We start from the raw sequence: 21,638 nt of genomic DNA on the forward strand, positions 1-21,638 counted from the left end.
ATGCGTATACATTCAATCAAGTTCCAAATGCTTTTGGTCCACAAATAACTTTCAACAATAGCTGGTTGTATACTGGCGGGCATTTATTAATAGAAATTAGGACTTCAGTTTCAACCGGAACATCACGCAGCGTAGATGCAGTTGGAACTTCAATTACTGGATATGGAACTTTGTTTAGTGCTTGCTGGGGATCCGGTGCAACTGCTACAACTGGATCGCAGGGTAATTTCACTATTATGCAATTAACCTCAGACATTCCTGTTCCCGTTGAGTTAACTTCATTCACAGCTATCGTTGTAGGAAATACAGTTGAACTAAAATGGGAAACTGCTACTGAAATAAACAATAGTGGATTTGAAGTCCAGAGAAAACTTGGCACTTCGGAATTCCAGGAAATTGGATTTATTAATGGAAATGGAACCACTACTGAACATAGTAATTATTCTTTTACCGATTATAATCTTTCAGCCGGTTATTATGCTTACCGACTAAAACAAATTGATTTTGATGGATCTTATGAATTGAGTAATGAGATTAATGTAGATATATCTTCACCCGCTAATTTTTCTCTGGCTCAAAATTATCCGAATCCGTTTAATCCGAATACGATAATTAAGTATAATATTCCCGTTGCATCAACTGAAGGAAGAAATATTTATGTAACATTGAAAGTTACTGATGTATTAGGAAATGATGTTTCAACTCTTGTTGATGAAGAAAAACCAGCAGGAAGTTATGAAGTTGATTTTAATGCCTCTTCTCTTTCTAGTGGAATTTATTTCTATCGATTACAAGCTGGTTCTTTTATTCAAACTAAAAAAATGGTTTTAATTAAGTAGATTATTATAAAATACGTCACTAAAAATATAAGCCCTCAATAATCTGAGGGCTTTTTTAATTTATTTGATTATGTTTCGCCTGCCAATTAATTATTAGATTTTATGGATAAACCAAACATTCGTGCCTACATTGCGTGGATTGCTATTTGTATCCTATGGGGAACAACTTACCTTTTTATTAGAATTGGTGTGGAGTCAGTTCCACCGATGCTATTTGCTGGTTTTCGCTGGATAGTGGCTGGATTGATACTTATTACAATTCTAAAAATATCCGGCAAGCAACTCCCAAAAAAATCAGATTTAATTCATATTGCAATAATTGGAATTGCTTTGCTTGGATTTGGAAATGGTCTTGTTGTTGTTGGCGAACAATATGTCGAGAGCGGTTTAGCCGCTTTATTAATAACTACTGTTCCCTTTTGGATGGTAGGGGTGGAATCTTTTCTTCCAAAAGGTCCAAAGTTAAACTGGATGACCATTAGTGGTTTGGTAGTCGGAAGTCTAGGAGTTGGATTAATTTTTGGCGGTGATTTAAAATATATTTTTGAAACAAAGTATCTTATTGGTGTATTAAGTATTCTTGGTGCTGTTGTTTCCTGGTCGCTCGGTTCAGTTTATTCCAAATACAAAAAAGTAAGCGTCCATCCACTAATGAGTGCATCTGTTCAAATGTTAATGGCTGGATCACTGCAGATTATACTAGGTTCAGTGATGGGCGAATTTTCAGTTTTACATTTCACACAATCTGGAATAATATCTCTTGCATATCTTGTTGTTTTTGGATCGATATTAGGCTACGGATCTTATATTTACGCAATTGAACATCTGCCACTTTCTTTAGTTTCTACTTATGCTTATGTAAATCCTATTATTGCTCTGATCCTTGGCTGGATATTTCTAAACGAACAATTAAGTATTTTTACATTAATAGCCGCCATGGTTATCATTGTTGGAGTGGTGCTTGTAAAGATAGGAAGTAACAAACGAACACTTATAAAAAGATTTTAATTGATAAGACACTCTAATTTCTAATATTAATGAATGTCATTCCCGTAGAAACGGGAATCAAAAGGATTCTTAAAATAGATTCCCATTCCTGCCTACCGCAGACAGGTTTGTGGGAATGACGGTGTTGTTAAAATAATTTGTAGGTTGAATTGTTTTTAACTATAAAACCTGTTCGTGTGTTAAGCAGTGTAATGTCCCCAGTCCCCAAACTAAATCAACGGCGTGTATTCCGATCACTGGTCTATCAGTAAACAGTTCAGACAAAATTCCTAAAGCAAGTTTATCATTTGGATCATTAAAAGTTGGAACAAGTACTGCATAGTTTGATATATAAAAATTAGCATAACTAGCAGGTAATCTTTCGCCTTTAAAGATTACTGGTGATGGCATTGGTAACTCTACAATTTCTAGATTCGAACCATCTTCCAACTTTGCACCTTCAAGTACTTCTCTATTCTCCATAAGCGAAAGATAGTTTGGATCATTCGGATGAGTTTCCATTGCAGTTACAACTGTATTTTTATTTACAAATCGTGCTATATCATCAACGTGTCCGTGAGTATCGTCGCCTGCAATTCCTTTATTTAACCAAATTACATTAGTTGCACCAAGATATTTATTAAATACTTCTTCATAATCTTTTTTAGTAAAATTCTTATTGCGCACTTGTATTTCATTATCCATCAAACATTCTTCTGTCGTGATAATAGTTCCAAGTCCATTGTAATCAATGCTTCCGCCTTCAAGAACAACTTCTTTATTTTGATGTTCTGCTTTAATTAAATCAAGTTTAAGTTTATTAGAAATCATTTTCGGAATTTTTGAATCGAGTTTATAATTATCATACTTTGCCCAAGCATTAAACTTAAAGTTGATTAAAATAGTTTCATTCTTTTCATTTTTTACAAACTGCGGACCAGAATCGCGAAGCCAGTTCCTGTCAGTTTCGAGTTTAAAGAATTCAATGTTTAATAAATTAACATCAACAGACTTTAAAACTTGCTCTGCTTTTTTTTGATGTTCTTTTGATTGAACAATAATTCTGACTTTTTCTCCTCTTGAAAGATATCGTACAATTTCTCCATAAACCCACGGAATTGGTTGAAACTTTCCCGGCCAGTCCTGTTTATTTGCCGGCCAGCCAATCCAAGTTGCTTCATGGTATTCAAATTCGGTGGGTAAACGGAACTTATTTTTTATCATTTCAAAAACCTTTTAGTAATATCGCCATACGCATCGATTCTTCTATCACGTAAAAACGGCCAGTTACGTCTAATGTATTCTATTCTATCAAGATCAATTTCTGCAATTAAAATTTCTTCTTTATCGTGCGATGCTTCAGCAAGAATAATTCCTTGAGGATCGCAGATGAAACTGTTACCCCAGAATTCTATTCCAGCAGAATCTTTTGATTCTTTTTCTAATCCGATGCGATTTACAGAGGCAACGTAAACACCATTTGCAATTGCATGTGAGCGCTGAATCGTTTGCCAGCTTTCAAACTGAGGTTTGCCGTGTTCTTTCTTTTCGTGAGGATGCCAGCCAATTGCAGTGGGATAAAACAAAATACTTGCGCCTTGCAATGCCGTTAATCTTGCACCTTCTGGATACCATTGATCCCAACAAATTAATGTTCCAATGTTTCCAAATTCGGTATCAAACGACTTGAAACCTAAATCGCCTGGAGTGAAATAATATTTTTCATAATAAGATGGGTCATCAGGTATGTGCATTTTACGATAAACACCGGCTATCTCTCCTTTAGTATTTACCACCGCAAGCGAGTTGTGATATAGTCCTTCTGACCTTTTTTCAAACAATGGAACTACAACAACTACTTTTAGTTTTTTTGCGATTTTAGATACAGCATCAGTTGATGGTCCGGGAATTGTTTCCGCTAAATCGTAATAATCAATATTTTCTGATTGACAGAAATACTGTGAACGAAAAAGTTCAGGCAAACAAATTACCTGAGCACCTTTTTTTGCAGCCTTCTCAATCCAAGTAAGTGCTTTTTTAAGATTATCATTAGGATTTTTTGAAAAAGACAATTGGACTAAACCAACGTTAAATTTCTTTGGGTGTTTTTTCATATTTGTTCTGATTTGTTTTACTACAAATATAAATCGTTATGGTTAATAATAAAAAAGGCACGATTGCTCGCGCCTAAATATTTTCGTGTAGTATTTCAACTACAATGTTAGAATGATTATCTCTAGAACTTAAACTGAAGTGAAAACAAATTTGCATTCCCTAATCCTAAAGAGAATGGTAGGAACGCATAATCAAATTTCAAATTACCCCATATCAAGCCAATGCCTGCTGTAAAACCACGACTTTCATATCCTGTTTGATAACCTGCGCGGGCCGCTATTAGTTTGTTATACAATACTTCACCGCCAAAATTAAAATGGTTGTCTTCAGTATCTAAATATTTTTGAAACTCTAATCCACCTGTAAAATCAAACTTAGAGTCCTCTAAATTATAAGAATACGATGTGCCTAATCTTAATTCTGTTGGCAGTTTTGTTGATTCATTTCTTAAAGCATTCATCGAACCAATATTTTTTACTACCACCGATGCTGTCAATCCTTTATAAGGCAGTAAATAGTTTAGCCCAAAATCAAAACCAATTCCGTTTGCTTCATCATTTAACAAGCCTTCATACAAATATTTAAAGCTTGCACCAAATGCAATTTCATCCGTCACAAAAAATCCTGTGGAAAGGCTTCCGAAAAAATAATTTGCAGAAAAACTTGTTTCAGGATCAGGTGTTGCAATTGTTCTGTACGGGATTTCACTAACTGATGTAACATTAAATCCAACTGCAAAAGGGATTCCCCACAACACTGTTTTTGCACCAATAACTTCACTGCTTACATCTTGTATCCACTCATTGTGCATAAATAATACTTCTGATCCACTGGTGGATGCTAACTTTGCTGGATTATAAAATAATCCAGTAAGATCGTTTGATAAAGCTGTACCCGCATCTCCCATAGCAATATTACGTGCTCCAAATCCGTATTTTAGAAATGATAATCCTGTTTTCCCTGCAGATTGGGAGAATACTGCGACTGAGGATATCACAAATAATAAAATAATTTTTTTCATAAAATTATATTGATTCATTTTCAAATTGTTCATTATTTATTTTAAAAATTAAAACTTACACCTACAATATGTCTATCGCTTGAAGAATATTGTTCGATCATAAAAGCGTAATCAACACTAATAATCCAATCAATAAAAGATTTTGAATAAGAAAATCCTACAGAAGGTTTTAGTGCCGCATCAGTATTGCTCAAATTAAACTGATCAATTCCGCCACGCAAAAATAAATTTTCATAAATATTATATTCGGCACCGAGTCTTATAATATTTGTTCCGGCATTACTATTTTCAAATTCAATTGCAGTAAGCAGTTTGATATCCGGTCTAAAATAACTGACTCCAATTTTTTTTGTTGTGGGAAATTTATTTGTCGTTGATAAGCCTTCCTGCCCATAAATAGGACTTGTATCCCAATCATATTTACTATTCAAATCGGAGATTACAAAGGATACATTCCAATTATCATTTACTTTATAAAGAGCTCCAATATCCAATCCTAATCCATTTGAAGACACTTCTTCATACAATTTGTAGTAGTAAAATTTTACTGAGAGACCTAAAGAAAACTTTTTTGAAAATCTATTCGAAACACTTAAGAAAAATTGGTTTTCTGAAGTTGATAGTTCTTTTGTAGGTAATCCATTATTATCACGACCATCAATACCGCTTACGCCTGCATTAATGATTCCCGCACTTATTCCTGCAGTGCTTGTTGGTTTTCTATCAGTGGATGAATCTTTTGAAGAATAAAAATCAAATTTCCGAGTAAAACTTAAAAAGTTTAACGATCTGTCTAACGATAAAAATGAATATCCGGTTTGAACTGAATTATTTTCCTGAAAAGGCGATAATGCAGGATTATAATAAGAAACTAAATTGCCAGTGGTTACAGATGACATTGCATTGCCCATTCCGATTCCACGAGCTCCAAAACCAATTCTGCTAAATGCCCCAACTTTAGAATTTATTGTTGTAAACTGCTGCTGAGAAAAATTAACTGCCGAAAACAAAAATAGAATTGCTATAAAATATTTTGTGAAATTTCTCATTGCATCACCAAAATCTTTCCATACAATGCATCACTATCCGCTATGTCAACTCTGTAAAAGTAAACTCCATTTGGCACTGTATTTCCATTTTCATCTTTACCATCCCAAAATTCCGGAACGCCTTCGAGATCACGATTACGGTTAACATTCTGGATTACAGTTCTAACATAATTAAAACCAAAATCAAAAATTCTAATCGTTACCTTAGATTCAGTGCCGCCAGTACTGTATTTAATTTTAAGTTCTTCCTGTCTTGGGTTAAATGGATTCGGATAACAATAAGTTTTATTATTGGATTCAAGATTTTTTGAAGCAAAGAATATTTTCCATGTCCCTTCCCAAACTTTGCCAGGTGTTTCATTCAACCTAACTAAACCGTCAGTAGAACCTAACCAAATATTATTTTGGTAAGTATCTGCAGCATAAAATACTTTAGTCTTTAAGGAATTATTAGATTCAGCATCAACAATAGAATTTGGAAGCAACCATGTTAATCCGTTATCTATGGATCGAAAAACACCGTTGTCAGTTGCAACCATTACATCATTATTTTTAAAACCAAAATTATGCGGTCGTTCGTCTCTTAAAAAGGTCCTCCAGGTTTGACCACCGTCCGAAGATGAACTTACACCATAAAACTCAGATAGATCTTCAGCCTTCCAGGTGGAAGCCCAAACTGTGTGAGATAGTTTATTGTAGCCAAGTGCGGTTATAAAATTTCCGCTAATTGGTTGGGATTGGTTTTGTGCGCTGAGTTTTACCCAGCTGATTCCATTATCTGTGGATTTATTTATACCACCTGCTGTCCCAACAAATAAAGTTGAATCATTTGTAGAAATGACTGAAAACACTCTATGATTTAGATTCCCTTCACCGCAAAAATTTCCGTTAACCGGTGATAAACAAAAATTCAAAGTGTCTGTTGGTGAAATTGAGTTTAAATAATCAGGTGGAAGAATTACTCGTTTCCAGGTTTGACCGTTGTCTGTACTTTTTCTAAGTCCTCCCGCAAAAGTGGCAATCCAAATTGTGTTTGGAGTAAATGCAATATCATAGACTAGATTTTGAATTGTTACAGTAACAGTCAATGCTCTAATTTGATTAATACCATATTGCTCAACAGTGTCTGTCTCAGCATCTAAAGGTTGCGGAATACTTGTCCAGCTTATTCCATTGTCGGTTGTATATTTCAGTCCGGTTCCGGCAGGTAGAGTTTGTCCGCCTGTAACTTCTGTGGACTTTGCACCGGCACACCATAAAACTCCATTGTTATAACCAAGTGCGGAATTATTATCTGTTCCAAAATCAGCTTGTCCGTAAAAGTTAGTCCAACTAGTCCCGCCATCTATCGATAAACTAACACCACGACTTGTGCCGAGCCATACAGTATCTCCAATGGTTATAATATCTGTAATTGAATTGCTCAAAGGATTTTGGGAAACAATTTTGTCTAAGACTTTGCCATCCTCTTTGAAAATATAACTTTGTGGTGATAGTTGAGCAGTAACTTTAATTGATGCAAAAACCACATAAAGAATATAGATTAAATATTTTTTCATTGTATAAGTAAGGTGTGATTGATAATGTTACTTAATTTTGCACCTCGATCTTTTGCTTGAAATTCTAATCTGTAAGTGCCTTTAGTGTTTGTAGAATAAATCTCAATTATAAGAGAATAAATTCCATCTCCAGCAGTTTGATCACCGTGAACCGATAATCCATCATCAAACATAAGATTTTGATTATTACTTGTTGTCCCATTTGGTCTGTAAACCACAAAATAAACTTTATCAATATCTGATAATCCATTTTGATCAGATACTTTAATTGATGTAAGAATAATTGTAGTATCTGTTACAATTGCTGAATCAGGATCAACGATATCATCAAAAATTATCGGAGCTAAATTTGCCTGCCCATTATCAAACTTAAAAGTTCCAAGCGCAACTTGCTTAGTTGTTGATGATTTATCAGTCACAAAATACTTGATGTTATAAATTCCGTTTGGATAATATTCGCTTAAAGCAATTTTATTTGCATAAGAACCATCATTGGCTACATCGTCTCCATTTGCAGCTTTACCATTATCAAGCAAAGTTAATGGTGAAGAATTTAGTTTTTTGTTATCAGATGCATAAATATCACAAAATACATTTTCAATGTTTGTTGCAGAATTGAAAGCAATTCTTATAGAAATCAATGAATCTAAGGGGTTAAAGCGAAGCGAATCTGAAGGTGCAACTAAAGTTACCTGGTAATCAGGATTTGAATTTTCAATCACATTATCATATTTCTTATCGCACCCAATGAAGATAAAAATAAGCAATAGATTGACTGTGAATAACTTAAATATTTTAATTATCATATAGTTAAATATTTCTTTAAAACTAAACTTCAACAAGGCAAAAATATGACCACTTTAACCAACAATATTTAACATAAGTGGTGCCGGAGAAAATGATATAACAAAAATAAAGAAACTTAAATACCCTAGTGCCATTCTTTTTTTATCTAATGGCAAAACATCAGGCACAGGTGGATGTTTTAACTTTACTATAAAATATAATATAACTGCCCAAAATAACCACCCACTCCAGCCAATACCTGAATTAATTTCTAAAAGTGAATCTAATACTCCGGCAAAACCTATAATTGCTAAAATTAATGCTGAGATGGATGATACGTTATAATGTTTTTTCTCCCCAAACATTGTGTAAGCAATATGCCCGCCGTCTAACTGTCCAACGGGAATCATATTCATAGATGTTACAAGCAGCCCAAACCAACCAGCGCAAAGATATGGATAATGATATATTTCACTCATTGGCGGAAAAAAATTATTTGGATTTACAAATACAAATTTTAAAAACGAGAACAATATTGAGTTCCCAAATACTAATTGCATTCCATCTTTACCGTAGTTTGATGAAAAATAATCTGGATGGATATTTAGTAAATAGTCTATTGAAGGAACATGTGTAAATCCGTAAATCAAAATACCAAGACATATAACAAAGCCTGAAAGAGGACCCGCAATACCGATATCAAACATCGCCTTTTTAGAATAGATTGGAGATTTGGTTCTGATTACCGCACCCATCGTACCAAAATTAATAATAAATAAAGGAATATCTGGAAAAGGTATAAAATAAGGTAGGGTAGCTCTTATATGATGAATCTTTGCCGCAAAATAATGCCCAAACTCGTGAAAAGTAATTATTGATAAAATACTAATTGAGTATGGTAATCCCTTTATCAATACACTAAATTCATATGGCGGTAGTTTACCTGTTGTCCATCTAACTCCCGCAAGTGTGGTAGTAATAAAAGTTACAATAAATAATCCAATATGGATTAAGTAACTATTTATTTTTTTACGTTTTTCTTTTGCAGCAGTTGTAAAGTAAACTTGTGGTTCTGTCTGTGAAAATTCACTCATAATTTATAATTCAAAATTAAATCCAATGTTAGAATAGTTTTCAGTTAAATCGTAAAATTGCCCATGGATACTTTTTCCGGAAATGTAAGCGTAGTAAAAACTCAATCCCCTTGATTGCCAATTACCAAATTTTATTCCCACTGAAATAATGTTGTTACCAATAAATTTTTCATTTCCATTTAATTTAAAATCATAAGCAACAAATGGAGTTAAATAATCTGTACCAAACTGAGTAGCAAAGTAATCAAATCCAACCTGCAGATTTACCTTTTTAATTTCTTTCGGAATGATATGAAAAATATATGTAAAGCCTAAATATCCTCTTAAAGTTCCTGTGCGATAATATGGAAAAAGTTCAATAAATTCTTTACTGTAAACAAATGGCACTCTTCCCTCTCGCCATTGCTGATTTTGAGTATCATACTGTCCATCAACTAAATGGGTACTTATATGGCTTAACCGAAACCTTAATCCAATTTCATTAGACTCGCAAAGCAGTTTTTTGTAACCTGCATTTATTCCAAAAAGATAATCAATAGTTTCAACGGGGAATTTAAAATCATCAGTACTTCGTAATCTTGTAAACGTAAAAACATCTGCACCGACAGATAGCAACTCATCATTTTTGTTCCAATGAATAATATCTCGAGATGTTGAGATATCTAATCTTAATTTGTTGTTATCAGTAGAAATTAAGAATCCTGCTTTTGGTTCAAGTAAATTTGCTGTAAACGGTTGGATATTCAAATCAGAAGGAAATAATTCGTGTTTCCATTGTGAAAATGATACACTTGAAAACAAAGTTAGGATAAGAATAAGATATTTTCTCTGCATTAATCTGTGTTTGATGTCTGAATAAATTTCTTTTTAATTTTTTGTTTGATGAGCTTATTATAACTGTACTTAAACTTAGACGTTAAACTTGAAATTGCATATAGATTTGTAGGAAATGCAAACGACGGTTCAAAATAACAATTAACAGTGCAGCCTTGGCAGAAATCAAATCTGCCTTCCATCTCTTTAAAGTGTTTTATCTTTTCTGATTTACGAATTTCTTTTATCGGTTTATCGATCAAGATTTTATCGTTAGCAAAATGATAACAAGGTAAAATAATCTCATTGTCTGGTGAAATTACAATAACTCGAGAAACTGCTTTGCAACTGGGATTCTTAATATCATTTCCCCCATCCTTTCTTAACTTCATAAATCCTTTGTTAAGATAGATATCCATCTTACCATCACAATATTCATCAACAAAATCAGTAGCCTCATCGCTTAAACCAGGATTTCCGAAATATGAAAAAACAGGATTTACTAATAAAACTAGATCATGCTTTTGAGCAATCTCGTGCATCCTTGGAAGTTTTTTGTAAGTATCATTTGTAACTGTAAATAAAATATCAGGAAACTCACCTAGGGATTTTGCAATCTCTATACTTTTAAAAACACTTTTGTAACAATTAACTTTTCTAATTTTATTATGCTCTTCTTCATCTGGTGAATCTAAAGAAAAGTGGAGGAGATTTATGTTTCCTAAAAGTTTTTCTGCAACCTTGTGATAAAGTAATCCATTACTTGTAATGCTTGTTTGTATTTTCAAATCGTGAGCAAACTTAGCCATCTCAGCAACATCTTTATGTAACAGAGGCTCGCCGCCTGTTAAATCAATAAACTTTACACCAAGCTCTGCAAGTTGAGCAACATTAGATTTAAAATCTTCCAAACTTGCAAACGGAGTATCTTTAAAATTTGTATGATCACCAAAATGGCAGAACTCACAATAAGCATTGCACCTATATGTAAGATAGTAGTTACAAAGAAGCAGCATTAATATTCACGACCCTTCCAAATCACTTTTCTATTTGGTAAAACTATAAACGGTAGAAGTATTACATAAAATAAGTAGTAAACTTCAAAGTGGAAGAAGTATTTTAGATTTTTTGAAATGCCAAGTTTAACATGAACCGGGTACAAATAGAAAAAGTCTAAAGCTACTTTAAACACAACCAAAGTTAACCATGTGGATGAGAAAAAGAAAGGTGTAAGCAGTACAAACAGATTTGCCATAAAGCCCCAAAACATTATTACAAAACCACGAAATGGGACTCCAAGTCCGCCAACACCCCAGCGTTTTTTTTGACGCACTAAACTTTTAAATGTGCTACACGGAACTGATGTAACAAGTGATTCAACCTCAATAGGAAAAATTATTTTATACTTTTTTAGATTGTAAATCGCATTCATCAAAGTAAAATCTTCTGTTACACTATGCGGAAGTTTTTCATATCCGCCTACCTCATCGTAAGCCGATTTTCGATACGACATATTATTCCCGATACAAGAAATAGGATAGTTTAAATTTGTGCAACCTGAACCAGCGGTTAGAAGGTAAACAAAATCCAATGCCTGCATTCCATAAAACCACTTTTCAGAAGTTTGAGTTGTCACTCCCGCAACAATAGCAACGTCATCAAAATAATGTGAGCAAATAGTTTTTGCCCATTGTGGTTTTACTTCGCAATCCGCATCGGTGGTTAAAATTATTTCTCCAGTTGCCTCTTTTATTGCGTAGGCTAATGCGCGCATTTTACCAATAAGCTTGGTGTGGTGTTCTTCGGTGGTGATTTTTATAAATCTTTTTTTACCTGAAATGAATTCATCGATAACTTTTCCTGTTTTATCAGTTGATTGATCATCAACTATCATTATTTGAAGCTTGCCTTTGGGATATTCGAGTTTATCAAGTGATTGAAGTGTACGCAAAATATTATTTTCTTCATTTCGTGCCGCTACAATTATTGTTGCAGTCGGAAGTTTATCATCAGATATTTTTGGATATTTTTTTTTTGCTCCAATAATAAAAATAAAAAGTTGAAGCGTATATCCAACCATTATAAAAAGAAAAATCAGCTCAAACATTCTTCTGGGTCTCCAAACTGATAATTCTTTTTTCTCATTTCATCTACAATTAAGCTAATTGAATCCAAAATTACATTTTTTGATTTGATACTATCGTGCAAAACAATAATTGAATTATTATTTAAATATCTTTGAGTGGCAAATTTAACGATTGATAAGTCATTTTTATAATCATATGTGAGCAAGGACCACATTACATTTCTGAGATAATATTTTTTCATCAATAGAGATGTTGATAATTGAAATTTGCCATGGGGCGGACGAAAGTATTTTATCTTATAATTAAATTTTTCTTCAACCAAAATATTAACTGATTCGATTTGAGAATATTTTTCCTGATTAGAAATTTTACTCAAAATCTTATGGTTTTGTGTATGGTTCCCAATTGTATGTCCCTCACCTAAAATTGACTGAGCAAGTACAGGATATTTTTGAATATTTTCACCTACACAAAAAAACAATGCTTTTATCTTTTCAACAGAAAGTTTTTTTAAGATTAGTTCGGTTGTTTCCGCATTTGGTCCGTCATCAAAAGTTAAAAGCACTTTATTAGTGGTCGTGTTCCAATAAAAATTGCTAAATAACTTTTTTATTAACAATGGTGGATTGTAAAGATATTTCATTCAAAAATTCAGCATAATATTCGATTAATTCTTTTTATGTAATTTAGGTAAAGTAAATTAAATTTTTAGAAATAATTAGTAGCATTTTCTTGCAAAATATATCAGAACATAACAAAGGTTTTCTTGCCGTTTTTATTACTGCCATTTTATGGAGTTCCGGGGGACTTTTCATTAAACTTATTTCGCTAAACTCAATGCAGCTCTCTTTTTTTAGATGTCTGATAGCAGCAATTGTATTTGCTATAATCTTTAGAAAAAAACTTTTGGCGGTAAATAGATTTACATTCATTAATGCAGCCTTTTATGCAATTGTTCTAACTACGTTTGTTATAGCAACCAAAACAACAACCGCCGCTAACGCAATTTTTCTTCAATCAACAGCTCCTATTTATGTCCTAATTTTTGAGCCAATAATTAACAAAACCAAGTATGAAAAAATAAATGTAATTACAATTGCAGTTTGCTTTATTGGAATGATTTTCTTTTTTCTGGGAGAGATTTCCCCCGGACATTTAACCGGCAACTTAATTGCCCTGATTTCCGGAATTATGTTTGCATCATTTTTTTTAGGAATGAGAAAAAATGGAAAAGAGTATCAGCAAAGTTCTATTTTTTATGGAAATATTTTTGTGACAATAATTTGCATCCCTTTTGTACTAGATCTTAAACCTCTTACTTTTAATGATCTCTGGATGGTTACATTTCTTGGAGTTTTCCAAATCGCATTTGCGTATGCACTTTTTAGTTATGGATTGAAGAGAATACTTGCAGTTGAAGCTTCAATCATTTCAATGTTTGAACCCGTATTAAACCCTGTTTGGGTTTTAATTGGATATGGGGAAATGCCAACATTTTTTGCAGCCATCGGAGGTGGTATTATTATCATTGCGATAGCCGTACGTACAATAGTTGCTGGTTCAGATTTTTTTAGAAAGAAATTTAATTTCTAAGGTTGTAATCTATAAATCTTCCAATCATCCTTAACTTTTTCATAACAAATTCTATCGTGCAATCTGTCTCTTCTTCCCTGCCAGAACTCAAACTTATTTGGAAATAATTTATATCCGCCCCAGTTTTCAGGCATTGGTGTATTTTCCCCAAACTGGTTTTCTAAATCAGAAAATTTGGTTTCTAACACTTCCCTGCTTTCAATAACTTCACTTTGGTTTGATGCTAATGCACCGTATCTGCTTTTTAAAGGACGAATATTAAAATACTTTTGTGATTCTTCTCTGCTGATTTTTTCAATTTTTCCTTCAATCCTAATTTGTCTTTCAAATTCCTTCCACCAAAAAAGAACTGCTGCAATAGGATTTTCTAAAAGTTCTTTTCCTTTTCTGCTTCCGTAATTGGTAAAAAATGTAAATCCCGTTTCATCGAACTCTTTTAACAGTACAACTCGCGCGGAAGGAATCCCGCTTTTTGTTGAAGTTGCAATAGTCATAGCATTAGGCTCAACAATTTCACTTTTTACAACTAAATCAAACCAGGCTTTAAATTGTGTAACCGGGTTTATATCAACGTTTGATTCAAGCAAATGATCCCGCTCATAATTTAAGCGCATGTTACTTATTTCATTTTTTTCTTGCATAGATTTATCGTAATTATATCTTATATTTTAAGCACTAAATCCGATTAAATAATAATAAAAACAAACTCCGTTAATTAAAGTAACTATTTGAAAATTAAAGTTAATAATACTTCTAAACAATATAATAATTGGCAAAAATGAAATCTGAAAAATTATCTAAAAGAGAAAAAGAAGAATTAGAAAAGTTTGGTGCAAATACCTGGTTTGTGGAATCACTGTACAAACAGTATGAACAAAAACCTGATGATGTGCCCGAACAATGGAAAAACTTTTTTGGAAATATTGAAGGCAAAGCAAATCCAAATGGCTCAAATGAAAATGGAAACGAAAGTACATCATTTTTAAGGCTTCCGGAAAATATTGAAATGCCAAAACTTAGTGAAGATGATGAAGTAAAAGTTATTGCCGGCAGTGCCCAACGCATTCTGGATAATATGACAGCGAGTCTAACTGTTCCGGTTGCAACATCACAGCGCAGTATCGCAGTAAAGCTTCTTGAAGAAAATAGAATTGTTATAAACAATCATTTAAAGAAAAAAAACGAAGGCAAAATTTCTTTTACTCATATAATTAGCTGGGCGATTTTAAAAGCTATTTCTATAAATCAATCAATGAACAATGGGTTTACAATTATTGATGGGAAACCAAATATTATTTTACGTAAAAATATTAATCTTGGATTAGCAATTGATATAGAACGTAAAGATGGAAGCCACTCATTACTCGTTCCAAATATTAAAGCGGCAAATAAATTGACGTTTAAAGAATTTTGGAAATCTTATGAAGATATTGTTATTCGGTCGCGCAAAGGAACAATTGATCCATCTGAGTTTTTAGGAACAACAATTACACTTACAAATCCCGGAACAATTGGAACGGTTTCATCAATAGCCCGTTTGATGATTGGACAAGGAGCAATAATTGCAATAGGTGCGATACAATATAACGCTGAATATCAAGCAATGTCACCGTCAACAATTTCTTCTCTTGGCATTAGTAAGGTGATGAACATTGCAAGCACTTATGATCACAGAATTATTCAAGGTGCAGAATCCGGAATGTTTTTACGTGAGATAAATGAATTATTATTAGGCAAAGATGGATTTTATGAGGAGATATATCAGGAATTAAAAGTTCCTTCGCGCCCTTTGCAATGGGAATCTGATTATCAACCCGGCGGATTTGATAAATCTGCAAGCACAGAAGAAATTGTGAAGCAGGCAAAAGTGCTGCAACTAATTAATATGTACAGAGTTCGCGGACATTTACTTGCAGATCTTGATCCACTTGGTACGCGAGTAGTTTATCATCCGGAGCTTGATCCTTCTTCTTTTAATCTTACAGTTTGGGATTTGGACAGACATTTTGTTACAGGTGGATTTGGAGCATTGAAAACAGCAACTCTGCGTGAAGTAATGAATATTTTGCACAAGACTTATTGTGAAAAAATTGGTGTGGAGTATATGCACATCCAAAATCCGGCAGAAAAAGTTTGGCTGCAAAGTAAAATGGAACCGTATAAAAATATGCCTCAATTTAGTAATCAACAAAAGAAAAATATTTTAGAAAAATTAATTAAAGCAGAAATGTTTGAGAACTTTGTTCATACAAAATTCATTGGACATAAAAGATTTTCTTTAGAAGGATCAGAAACTTTAATTCCTGTTTTAGATAAGATACTTAACGATTCCGCCGATCATGAAATACAAGAAGTTGTAGTTGGAATGGCGCATCGTGGAAGATTAAATGTGTTAACAAACATTATTGGCAAATCTTATGAGTCAATCTTCACAGAATTTGAGGACATAAAAGATAAAAATTCAATTCAAGGATCCGGCGATGTTAAATATCATTTAGGCGCAACCGGTAAATATCCAACCACGTCCGGAAAATCTATAACAATTTCTTTAGCTTCAAATCCAAGTCACTTGGAATGGGTTGATCCCGTAGTTGAAGGAATTGTTCGCGCTAAGCAAACACGATTTGGTGATAGCAAAGCCCATCAAAAAGCTATGTCTGTTCTCATTCACGGCGATGCAGCTTTTGCCGGACAAGGTGTTGTAGCTGAGACATTAAATTTATCGCAGCTTAGCGGTTATCGTACTGGAGGGACAGTCCACATAATTGTAAATAATCAAATTGGATTTACCACAACACCGGAAGATTCACGCTCAACAACTTACGCAACCGATGTTGCTAAAATGATTCAAGCACCAATCTTTCACGTTAATGGTGATGATCCTGAAGCAGCTCTTTGGGTTACTCAAATCGCATTTGAATTTAAATGGATTTTCAAAAAAGATGTTGTTATTGATTTATTTGGATACAGAAGACACGGACACAATGAAGGCGATGAACCGGGTTTTACCCAGCCATTACTTTATGCAAAAATTAAATCACATCCATCAGTTCGAAAAATTTATGAAGATAAATTAGTTAATGATAGTGTTTTAACTGAGGATGAAGTTAAACAAATTCACACCACATTTAATCAAGAGCTAACTAACTCGTTCGATTCGATAAAGAAGAAAAGTGCTTCATTTCAGAATGAAGTTCCGCTAGCAGTAAGTAAAAAAGAATTATTAGCATTACACAAGGAAAATAAGACTGCAATAACCGAAGATACTTTAATAAATATAGTTAATGCCTTAAGTAATCTTCCATTTGGATTTAACGGACATCCTAAATTGGAAAAATTTATTGATAAAAGACGTAAACTTATTGATGGATCAGAATATGCTGATTGGGCATTGGCAGAATCTATTGCATTTGGCAGTTTGCTGCTTGAAGGTACTCCAGTGAGATTAAGTGGACAGGATAGTGTACGTGGAACCTTTAGCCAAAGACATTTAGCGTTTACAGATATTACAAACGGGCAAGAATATTTTCCCTTAAATCATATTTCTGATAAACAGGCAAGATTAGAGGCATTGGATAGCTCTTTGTCCGAAGCTGCGGTTTTGGGATTTGAGTACGGCTACAGCATTGCTGATCCCCTAGCATTAGTTTTGTGGGAAGCACAGTTTGGTGATTTTGCAAACGGCGCACAAATTATTATTGATAATTTTATTGTAGCATCATTTGAAAAATGGAATTTACGAAATGGAGTTGTAATGCTTTTACCACACGGTTACGAAGGTCAAGGGCCGGAACATTCAAGTGCGAGATTAGAAAGATTTTTAATTCTTTGTGCTGAAGACAATTTGCAGGTTTGTAATATCACAACTCCTGCCCAATATTTTCATGTACTAAGAAGACAAATCAGACAGGCAGATCAAAAACCTTTGGTGATTATGACGCCAAAAAGTTTATTAAGATTGCCTGATGCAAAATCATCAAAAGAACAATTCTTAACCGGCAATTTTGAAGAAATTTTAGACGATGAAACAATTGCGAATAAAAAATCTGTTTCTAAAATTATTCTGACAAGTGGAAAAGTATTTTATGATCTAAAAAAGTTTAAAGAAAAAGAGAATATTCATAACACCGCAATAGTTAGAATTGAACAATTGTATCCATTCAAAAAAGAATCACTAAAATCTATTTTAAATTCCTATCCCAAAACTGAGAAAATTATTTGGCTTCAAGAAGAACCAAAAAATATGGGAGCCTGGAACTTTTTATCAGGCAGATTAAGTGAACTCATATCTGAAAAACAAAAACTTATTTGCGTTAGTCGTCCTGAAGGTGCGAGTCCCGCTGTTGGATCAGCAAAAATTTCCAACCAGCAGCAGCTAAATTTAGTAAAAGAGGCATTTTCCAGTTGATCTTTAAACCCTCCATTATTTTTGTCAAACTTACATAATGTGAGGATGTTTGATACAATTGTAATAATCTGAAACACCAATACAAGCAGAATAGGCTTAATTCATAACATATAATGGCATATTTATTGGCTTTTAGATACTCAACAATTTGAAGTGATCAAATGGAAGAATTTCAGAGGCAAATAGCAAAGGGTTTTATTATTGAAAGAGTTAATCTTAACCAAGCAACAATATCTGAAGCCGTTAAATTTAAGAAACATCTTGAAACTGATATAAGTCTTGGTTACAATATTATTATTATTGATTTGAGCAACTGCAACGCGCTTGATTCAGCTTTTATAGGTGTTATGGTTGTTACATTAAAGCGGCTAATGCGATTGGGCGGATCAATTAAAATTGTAAAGCCAGGTATGTTTTCAAAATCGATGTTAAATCTTACCGGAACGATTGAAATTTTTGAAATTTATGATTCACTTGATTGTGCAATTACTAGCATTTCAGTTTCCAGAGATAAAGTAAACGATTTTAATACAAATGGATTGGATCAGCTTGCCGTAGTTCACTAAGATTTGGATATCCTATTTAGCTTCGAAAAATAGGAGAGCTCCAATTAATAAAATCGGTACAAGTGTATTTCATTCTCTTCAGTTCTCACTATTCAATTGCACTAAATTAATAAAAATCACACTTCGTCAAACAAAAATTCTGATTCGCTAATAGTAAATGAACGAATGGTATTAAATGACAAAGCGAGTGAACATTTTATATTCACTCGCTTAATTAAATTAAAAGACCTCTTATTTATTCACGGTTACTTGTGCATCCACAACTGCGATTGCAGTCATATTATAAATGTCATCTACAGTAGCTCCGCGCTGCAAAACGTGAACAGGTTTTCTCATACCCATTAAAATTGGTCCAATAACTGTCGCTTGTCCAATTCTCGCCATTAACTTGTATGCAATATTTGCGGCATCAAGATTTGGGAAAACGAGAACATTTGCGCCTCCTTTAATTCCGGTAAAAGGAAAAGTCTTGTCCAAAATTTCAGGAACAATTGCTGTATCAGCTTGCATTTCACCATCAATAATTAAATCAGGTTTTTTAGCTTTTACAATTTTAACTGCTTCTTTTACTTTTATTGACTCTGGATATAATGCAGTTCCAAAATTACTAAATGAAAGCATAGCTATTTTTGGTGTTATATCGAATGCAGTTACCGTTTCTGCAGCAGAGATAGCTATTTCTGCAAGTTGCTCAGCAGTTGGATTAACATTAACAGTACAATCTGCAAAGAAATAAGTTTCTTTCTTTGCAATAACAATGTACATTCCTGACACAATTTTAAATCCATCTTTAACACCAACACAATGTAAAGCAGGCTTAATTGTATTTGGATAGCTCGTTGTGTAACCGCTAATAAGTGCATCAGCTTCGCCAACTTCAACCATCATAGCGCCGTAATAATTTGGTTTGCGAATTAAATTATTCGCATCCCAAAGCGTTGCACCTTTTCTTTGTCGTTTCTTAAAATAAGCTTCAGCATAAGGGTCACATTTATCACAATTTCCCGGATCAATTATTTGAAATTCTTTTTCATCAAAACCAATTCTTTGAATTTCTCTTTTGATTATTTTTTCATTTCCTAAAAGAATCGGAAAAGCAATTCCATCATGAAAAACAGTGTGCGCTGCACGAATTATATTTTCTTCTTCGCCTTCGGGATAAACGACTTTCTTGGGTCGTTTCTGAGCTTTATGAATCATTACCCTCACAACTTCTTTTGAAAGCCCTAATCTTTCTTTAAGTTGTTCTTCATAAGCAACCCAATCCATTTCTTTAATTTTTGCAACTCCTGTTTCAATTGCAGCTTTAGCAACTGCTGGTGCAACGTACCAAAGAACTCTTGGATCAAAAGGTTTTGGAATTATATATTCTTTACCAAATACAAATTCTTCACCCCCGTAGGCTTTCATTACCATTTCAGGAACTTTTTCTTTTGCCAATTTTGCTAGAGCTAAAGTAGCAGCCATTTTCATTTCATCATTAATGCTTGTTGCTCTTACATCTAAAGCACCACGGAAAATAAATGGAAATCCAAGTACATTATTTACTTGATTTGGAAAATCACTTCTACCAGTTGCCATTATTAAATCTTTTCTAACAGATGTCGCATCATCATACATAATTTCCGGATCCGGGTTAGCCATTGCAAAGATTATTGGATTTGGAGCCATAGTTTTTACCCATTCTTTTTGAACAACACCACCTACCGAAAGCCCAATAAATACATCAGCATCTTTGAATGCTGCTTCTAAAGATGGAAAACCTTTTTCCTGTGCAAATCCATCTTTGTATTTGTTCAAATCTTTTCGATCCGTTGTAATGCAGCCTTTAGAATCAAACATATAAATGTTCTCTTTTTTAACTCCTGCACGCACATAATGTTTACAGCAAGAAATTGCAGAAGCACCGGCGCCATTTACAACGATTCTAACTTTATCTAATTTTTTCCCAGCTACTTCAACAGCGTTTATTAAAGCTGCACAAGAAATAATTGCCGTTCCGTGCTGATCGTCATGAAAAACAGGGATTTTCATTGTTTCTTTTAAAGCTTCTTCAATCTCAAAACATTCGGGAGCTTTAATATCTTCTAAGTTAATTCCACCAAAGGTCGGCTCAAGCATTTGAGTAAGCCTGATTATTTCTTTCGGGTCGTGAGAATTAACTTCAATATCAAAAACATCAATGTCGGCAAATCTTTTAAACAAAACTCCTTTTCCTTCCATCACTGGTTTACCGGCTTCGGGACCGATATCGCCCAAACCTAAAACGGCAGTTCCATTTGAAAGTACCGCAACTAAATTTCCTTTAGCGGTATATTTATATACATTTTCTACATCCTCGTGAATTTCCCGACAAGGATCTGCAACACCCGGAGTGTATGCCATTGAAAGATCTCTTGCAGTTAAACAGGGCTTTGTAGCAACAACTTCAATCTTTCCTTTACGCTCGCTGCTGTGATAATTAAGTGAGTCTTCTTTAGTAAGTTTCATTCTGAACTCCTTTTATGTAAGGATAAATTATTAATTAAAATCTGGTTAATTATTTTATTGAAATGTGAAATATATGGCATTTTCATTAGGCTCTGTGAGTTTATAGAATGATTTGATACTTGAAAATTAGTTATCAATATATCATCGTAAACATTTGAACCGAGGTAATAGTAGATTTTCATCTAAAGGTACTAAACACAATTAAATTTTTATGTAAAAATTAGTAATACT

The 21,638-nt window shown here is 33.5% G+C and carries 18 protein-coding genes; 5 read left to right on the forward strand and 13 right to left on the reverse strand.

The genetic code is table 11. From position 1 onward, the window contains the following. The first annotated feature begins 236 nt into the window (after positions 1 to 236). Together IPJ23_01825 and IPJ23_01830 are read left to right on the forward strand one after the other, a co-directional pair. Positions 237 to 839 carry a T9SS type A sorting domain-containing protein gene (locus IPJ23_01825; protein ID MBK7629458.1) on the forward strand — a complete coding sequence of 201 codons (603 nt, stop codon included), beginning with the start codon at positions 237 to 239 and terminating at the stop codon, positions 837 to 839. A 102-nt stretch (positions 840 to 941) separates the two neighbouring features. After that, complete coding sequence (locus tag IPJ23_01830; GenBank protein ID MBK7629459.1) at positions 942 to 1,847, forward strand: EamA family transporter; 906 nt, start codon at positions 942 to 944, stop codon at positions 1,845 to 1,847. A gap of 159 nt (positions 1,848 to 2,006) precedes the next feature. On the opposite strand, the gene IPJ23_01835 is transcribed toward IPJ23_01830, so the two are convergent. From IPJ23_01835 to IPJ23_01885, 11 genes are all read right to left on the reverse strand, one after another. Further along, positions 2,007 to 3,050 carry an agmatine deiminase family protein gene (locus tag IPJ23_01835; protein MBK7629460.1) on the reverse strand — a complete coding sequence of 348 codons (1,044 nt, stop codon included), beginning with the start codon at positions 3,048 to 3,050 and terminating at the stop codon, positions 2,007 to 2,009. Beyond that, entirely contained in the window at positions 3,047 to 3,940 is an 894-nt protein-coding gene (locus tag IPJ23_01840; GenBank protein ID MBK7629461.1) for a carbon-nitrogen hydrolase, read from the reverse strand. Before IPJ23_01840 ends, IPJ23_01835 begins: the two co-directional genes overlap by 4 nt. 122 nt (positions 3,941 to 4,062) lie before the next feature. Then, on the reverse strand, positions 4,063 to 4,962 hold the full coding sequence (locus IPJ23_01845; protein ID MBK7629462.1) for a PorV/PorQ family protein: 900 nt from the start codon (positions 4,960 to 4,962) through the stop codon (positions 4,063 to 4,065). Positions 4,963 to 5,003: 41 nt separating this feature from the next. Next, entirely contained in the window at positions 5,004 to 5,987 is a 984-nt protein-coding gene (locus IPJ23_01850) for a hypothetical protein (protein MBK7629463.1), read from the reverse strand. A gap of 20 nt (positions 5,988 to 6,007) precedes the next feature. Further along, a complete protein-coding gene (locus IPJ23_01855; protein ID MBK7629464.1) occupies positions 6,008 to 7,570 on the reverse strand; it encodes a hypothetical protein in 1,563 nt (520 codons plus the stop codon). After that, entirely contained in the window at positions 7,567 to 8,292 is a 726-nt protein-coding gene (locus IPJ23_01860; GenBank protein MBK7629465.1) for a hypothetical protein, read from the reverse strand. Before IPJ23_01860 ends, IPJ23_01855 begins: the two co-directional genes overlap by 4 nt. 138 nt (positions 8,293 to 8,430) lie before the next feature. After that, the gene (locus tag IPJ23_01865; protein ID MBK7629466.1) at positions 8,431 to 9,450 is read right to left on the reverse strand and encodes a site-2 protease family protein; all 1,020 of its coding nucleotides are present in this window, start codon (positions 9,448 to 9,450) and stop codon (positions 8,431 to 8,433) included. 3 nt (positions 9,451 to 9,453) lie between these two features. Then, positions 9,454 to 10,284 carry a DUF1207 domain-containing protein gene (locus tag IPJ23_01870; protein MBK7629467.1) on the reverse strand — a complete coding sequence of 277 codons (831 nt, stop codon included), beginning with the start codon at positions 10,282 to 10,284 and terminating at the stop codon, positions 9,454 to 9,456. Next, complete coding sequence (locus tag IPJ23_01875; protein ID MBK7629468.1) at positions 10,284 to 11,279, reverse strand: radical SAM protein; 996 nt, start codon at positions 11,277 to 11,279, stop codon at positions 10,284 to 10,286. The genes IPJ23_01870 and IPJ23_01875 overlap by 1 nt, the downstream gene beginning before the upstream one ends. Beyond that, positions 11,279 to 12,370: a glycosyltransferase gene (locus tag IPJ23_01880; protein MBK7629469.1), complete on the reverse strand. Its 1,092-nt coding sequence runs from the start codon at positions 12,368 to 12,370 to the stop codon at positions 11,279 to 11,281. The genes IPJ23_01875 and IPJ23_01880 overlap by 1 nt, the downstream gene beginning before the upstream one ends. Then, the gene (locus tag IPJ23_01885; protein ID MBK7629470.1) at positions 12,358 to 12,993 is read right to left on the reverse strand and encodes a polysaccharide deacetylase family protein; all 636 of its coding nucleotides are present in this window, start codon (positions 12,991 to 12,993) and stop codon (positions 12,358 to 12,360) included. Before IPJ23_01885 ends, IPJ23_01880 begins: the two co-directional genes overlap by 13 nt. An 89-nt stretch (positions 12,994 to 13,082) precedes the next feature. On the opposite strand from IPJ23_01885, the gene IPJ23_01890 reads away from it, so the two are divergent. Beyond that, complete coding sequence (locus IPJ23_01890; GenBank protein ID MBK7629471.1) at positions 13,083 to 13,943, forward strand: EamA family transporter; 861 nt, start codon at positions 13,083 to 13,085, stop codon at positions 13,941 to 13,943. Here IPJ23_01890 and pdxH read toward each other — a convergent pair. After that, the gene (gene pdxH / locus IPJ23_01895) at positions 13,940 to 14,584 is read right to left on the reverse strand and encodes a pyridoxamine 5'-phosphate oxidase (GenBank protein MBK7629472.1); all 645 of its coding nucleotides are present in this window, start codon (positions 14,582 to 14,584) and stop codon (positions 13,940 to 13,942) included. The genes IPJ23_01890 and pdxH overlap by 4 nt on opposite strands. A gap of 137 nt (positions 14,585 to 14,721) precedes the next feature. Between pdxH and IPJ23_01900 the strand changes: the two genes are divergently transcribed. Together IPJ23_01900 and IPJ23_01905 are read left to right on the forward strand one after the other, a co-directional pair. Further along, the gene (locus IPJ23_01900; GenBank protein ID MBK7629473.1) at positions 14,722 to 18,351 is read left to right on the forward strand and encodes a multifunctional oxoglutarate decarboxylase/oxoglutarate dehydrogenase thiamine pyrophosphate-binding subunit/dihydrolipoyllysine-residue succinyltransferase subunit; all 3,630 of its coding nucleotides are present in this window, start codon (positions 14,722 to 14,724) and stop codon (positions 18,349 to 18,351) included. Positions 18,352 to 18,512: 161 nt separating this feature from the next. Next, positions 18,513 to 18,917, forward strand: coding sequence for an STAS domain-containing protein (locus tag IPJ23_01905; protein ID MBK7629474.1), 405 nt, complete (start codon positions 18,513 to 18,515; stop codon positions 18,915 to 18,917). 231 nt (positions 18,918 to 19,148) lie between these two features. Here the strand turns inward: IPJ23_01905 and IPJ23_01910 are convergent, their stop codons facing one another. Continuing rightward, positions 19,149 to 21,407, reverse strand: coding sequence for an NADP-dependent malic enzyme (locus tag IPJ23_01910; GenBank protein MBK7629475.1), 2,259 nt, complete (start codon positions 21,405 to 21,407; stop codon positions 19,149 to 19,151). Positions 21,408 to 21,638: the final 231 nt, after the last annotated feature.

The sequence above is a fragment of the Ignavibacteriales bacterium genome (assembly GCA_016709765.1).
Lineage (GTDB): Bacteria > Bacteroidota > Ignavibacteria > Ignavibacteriales > Ignavibacteriaceae > IGN3.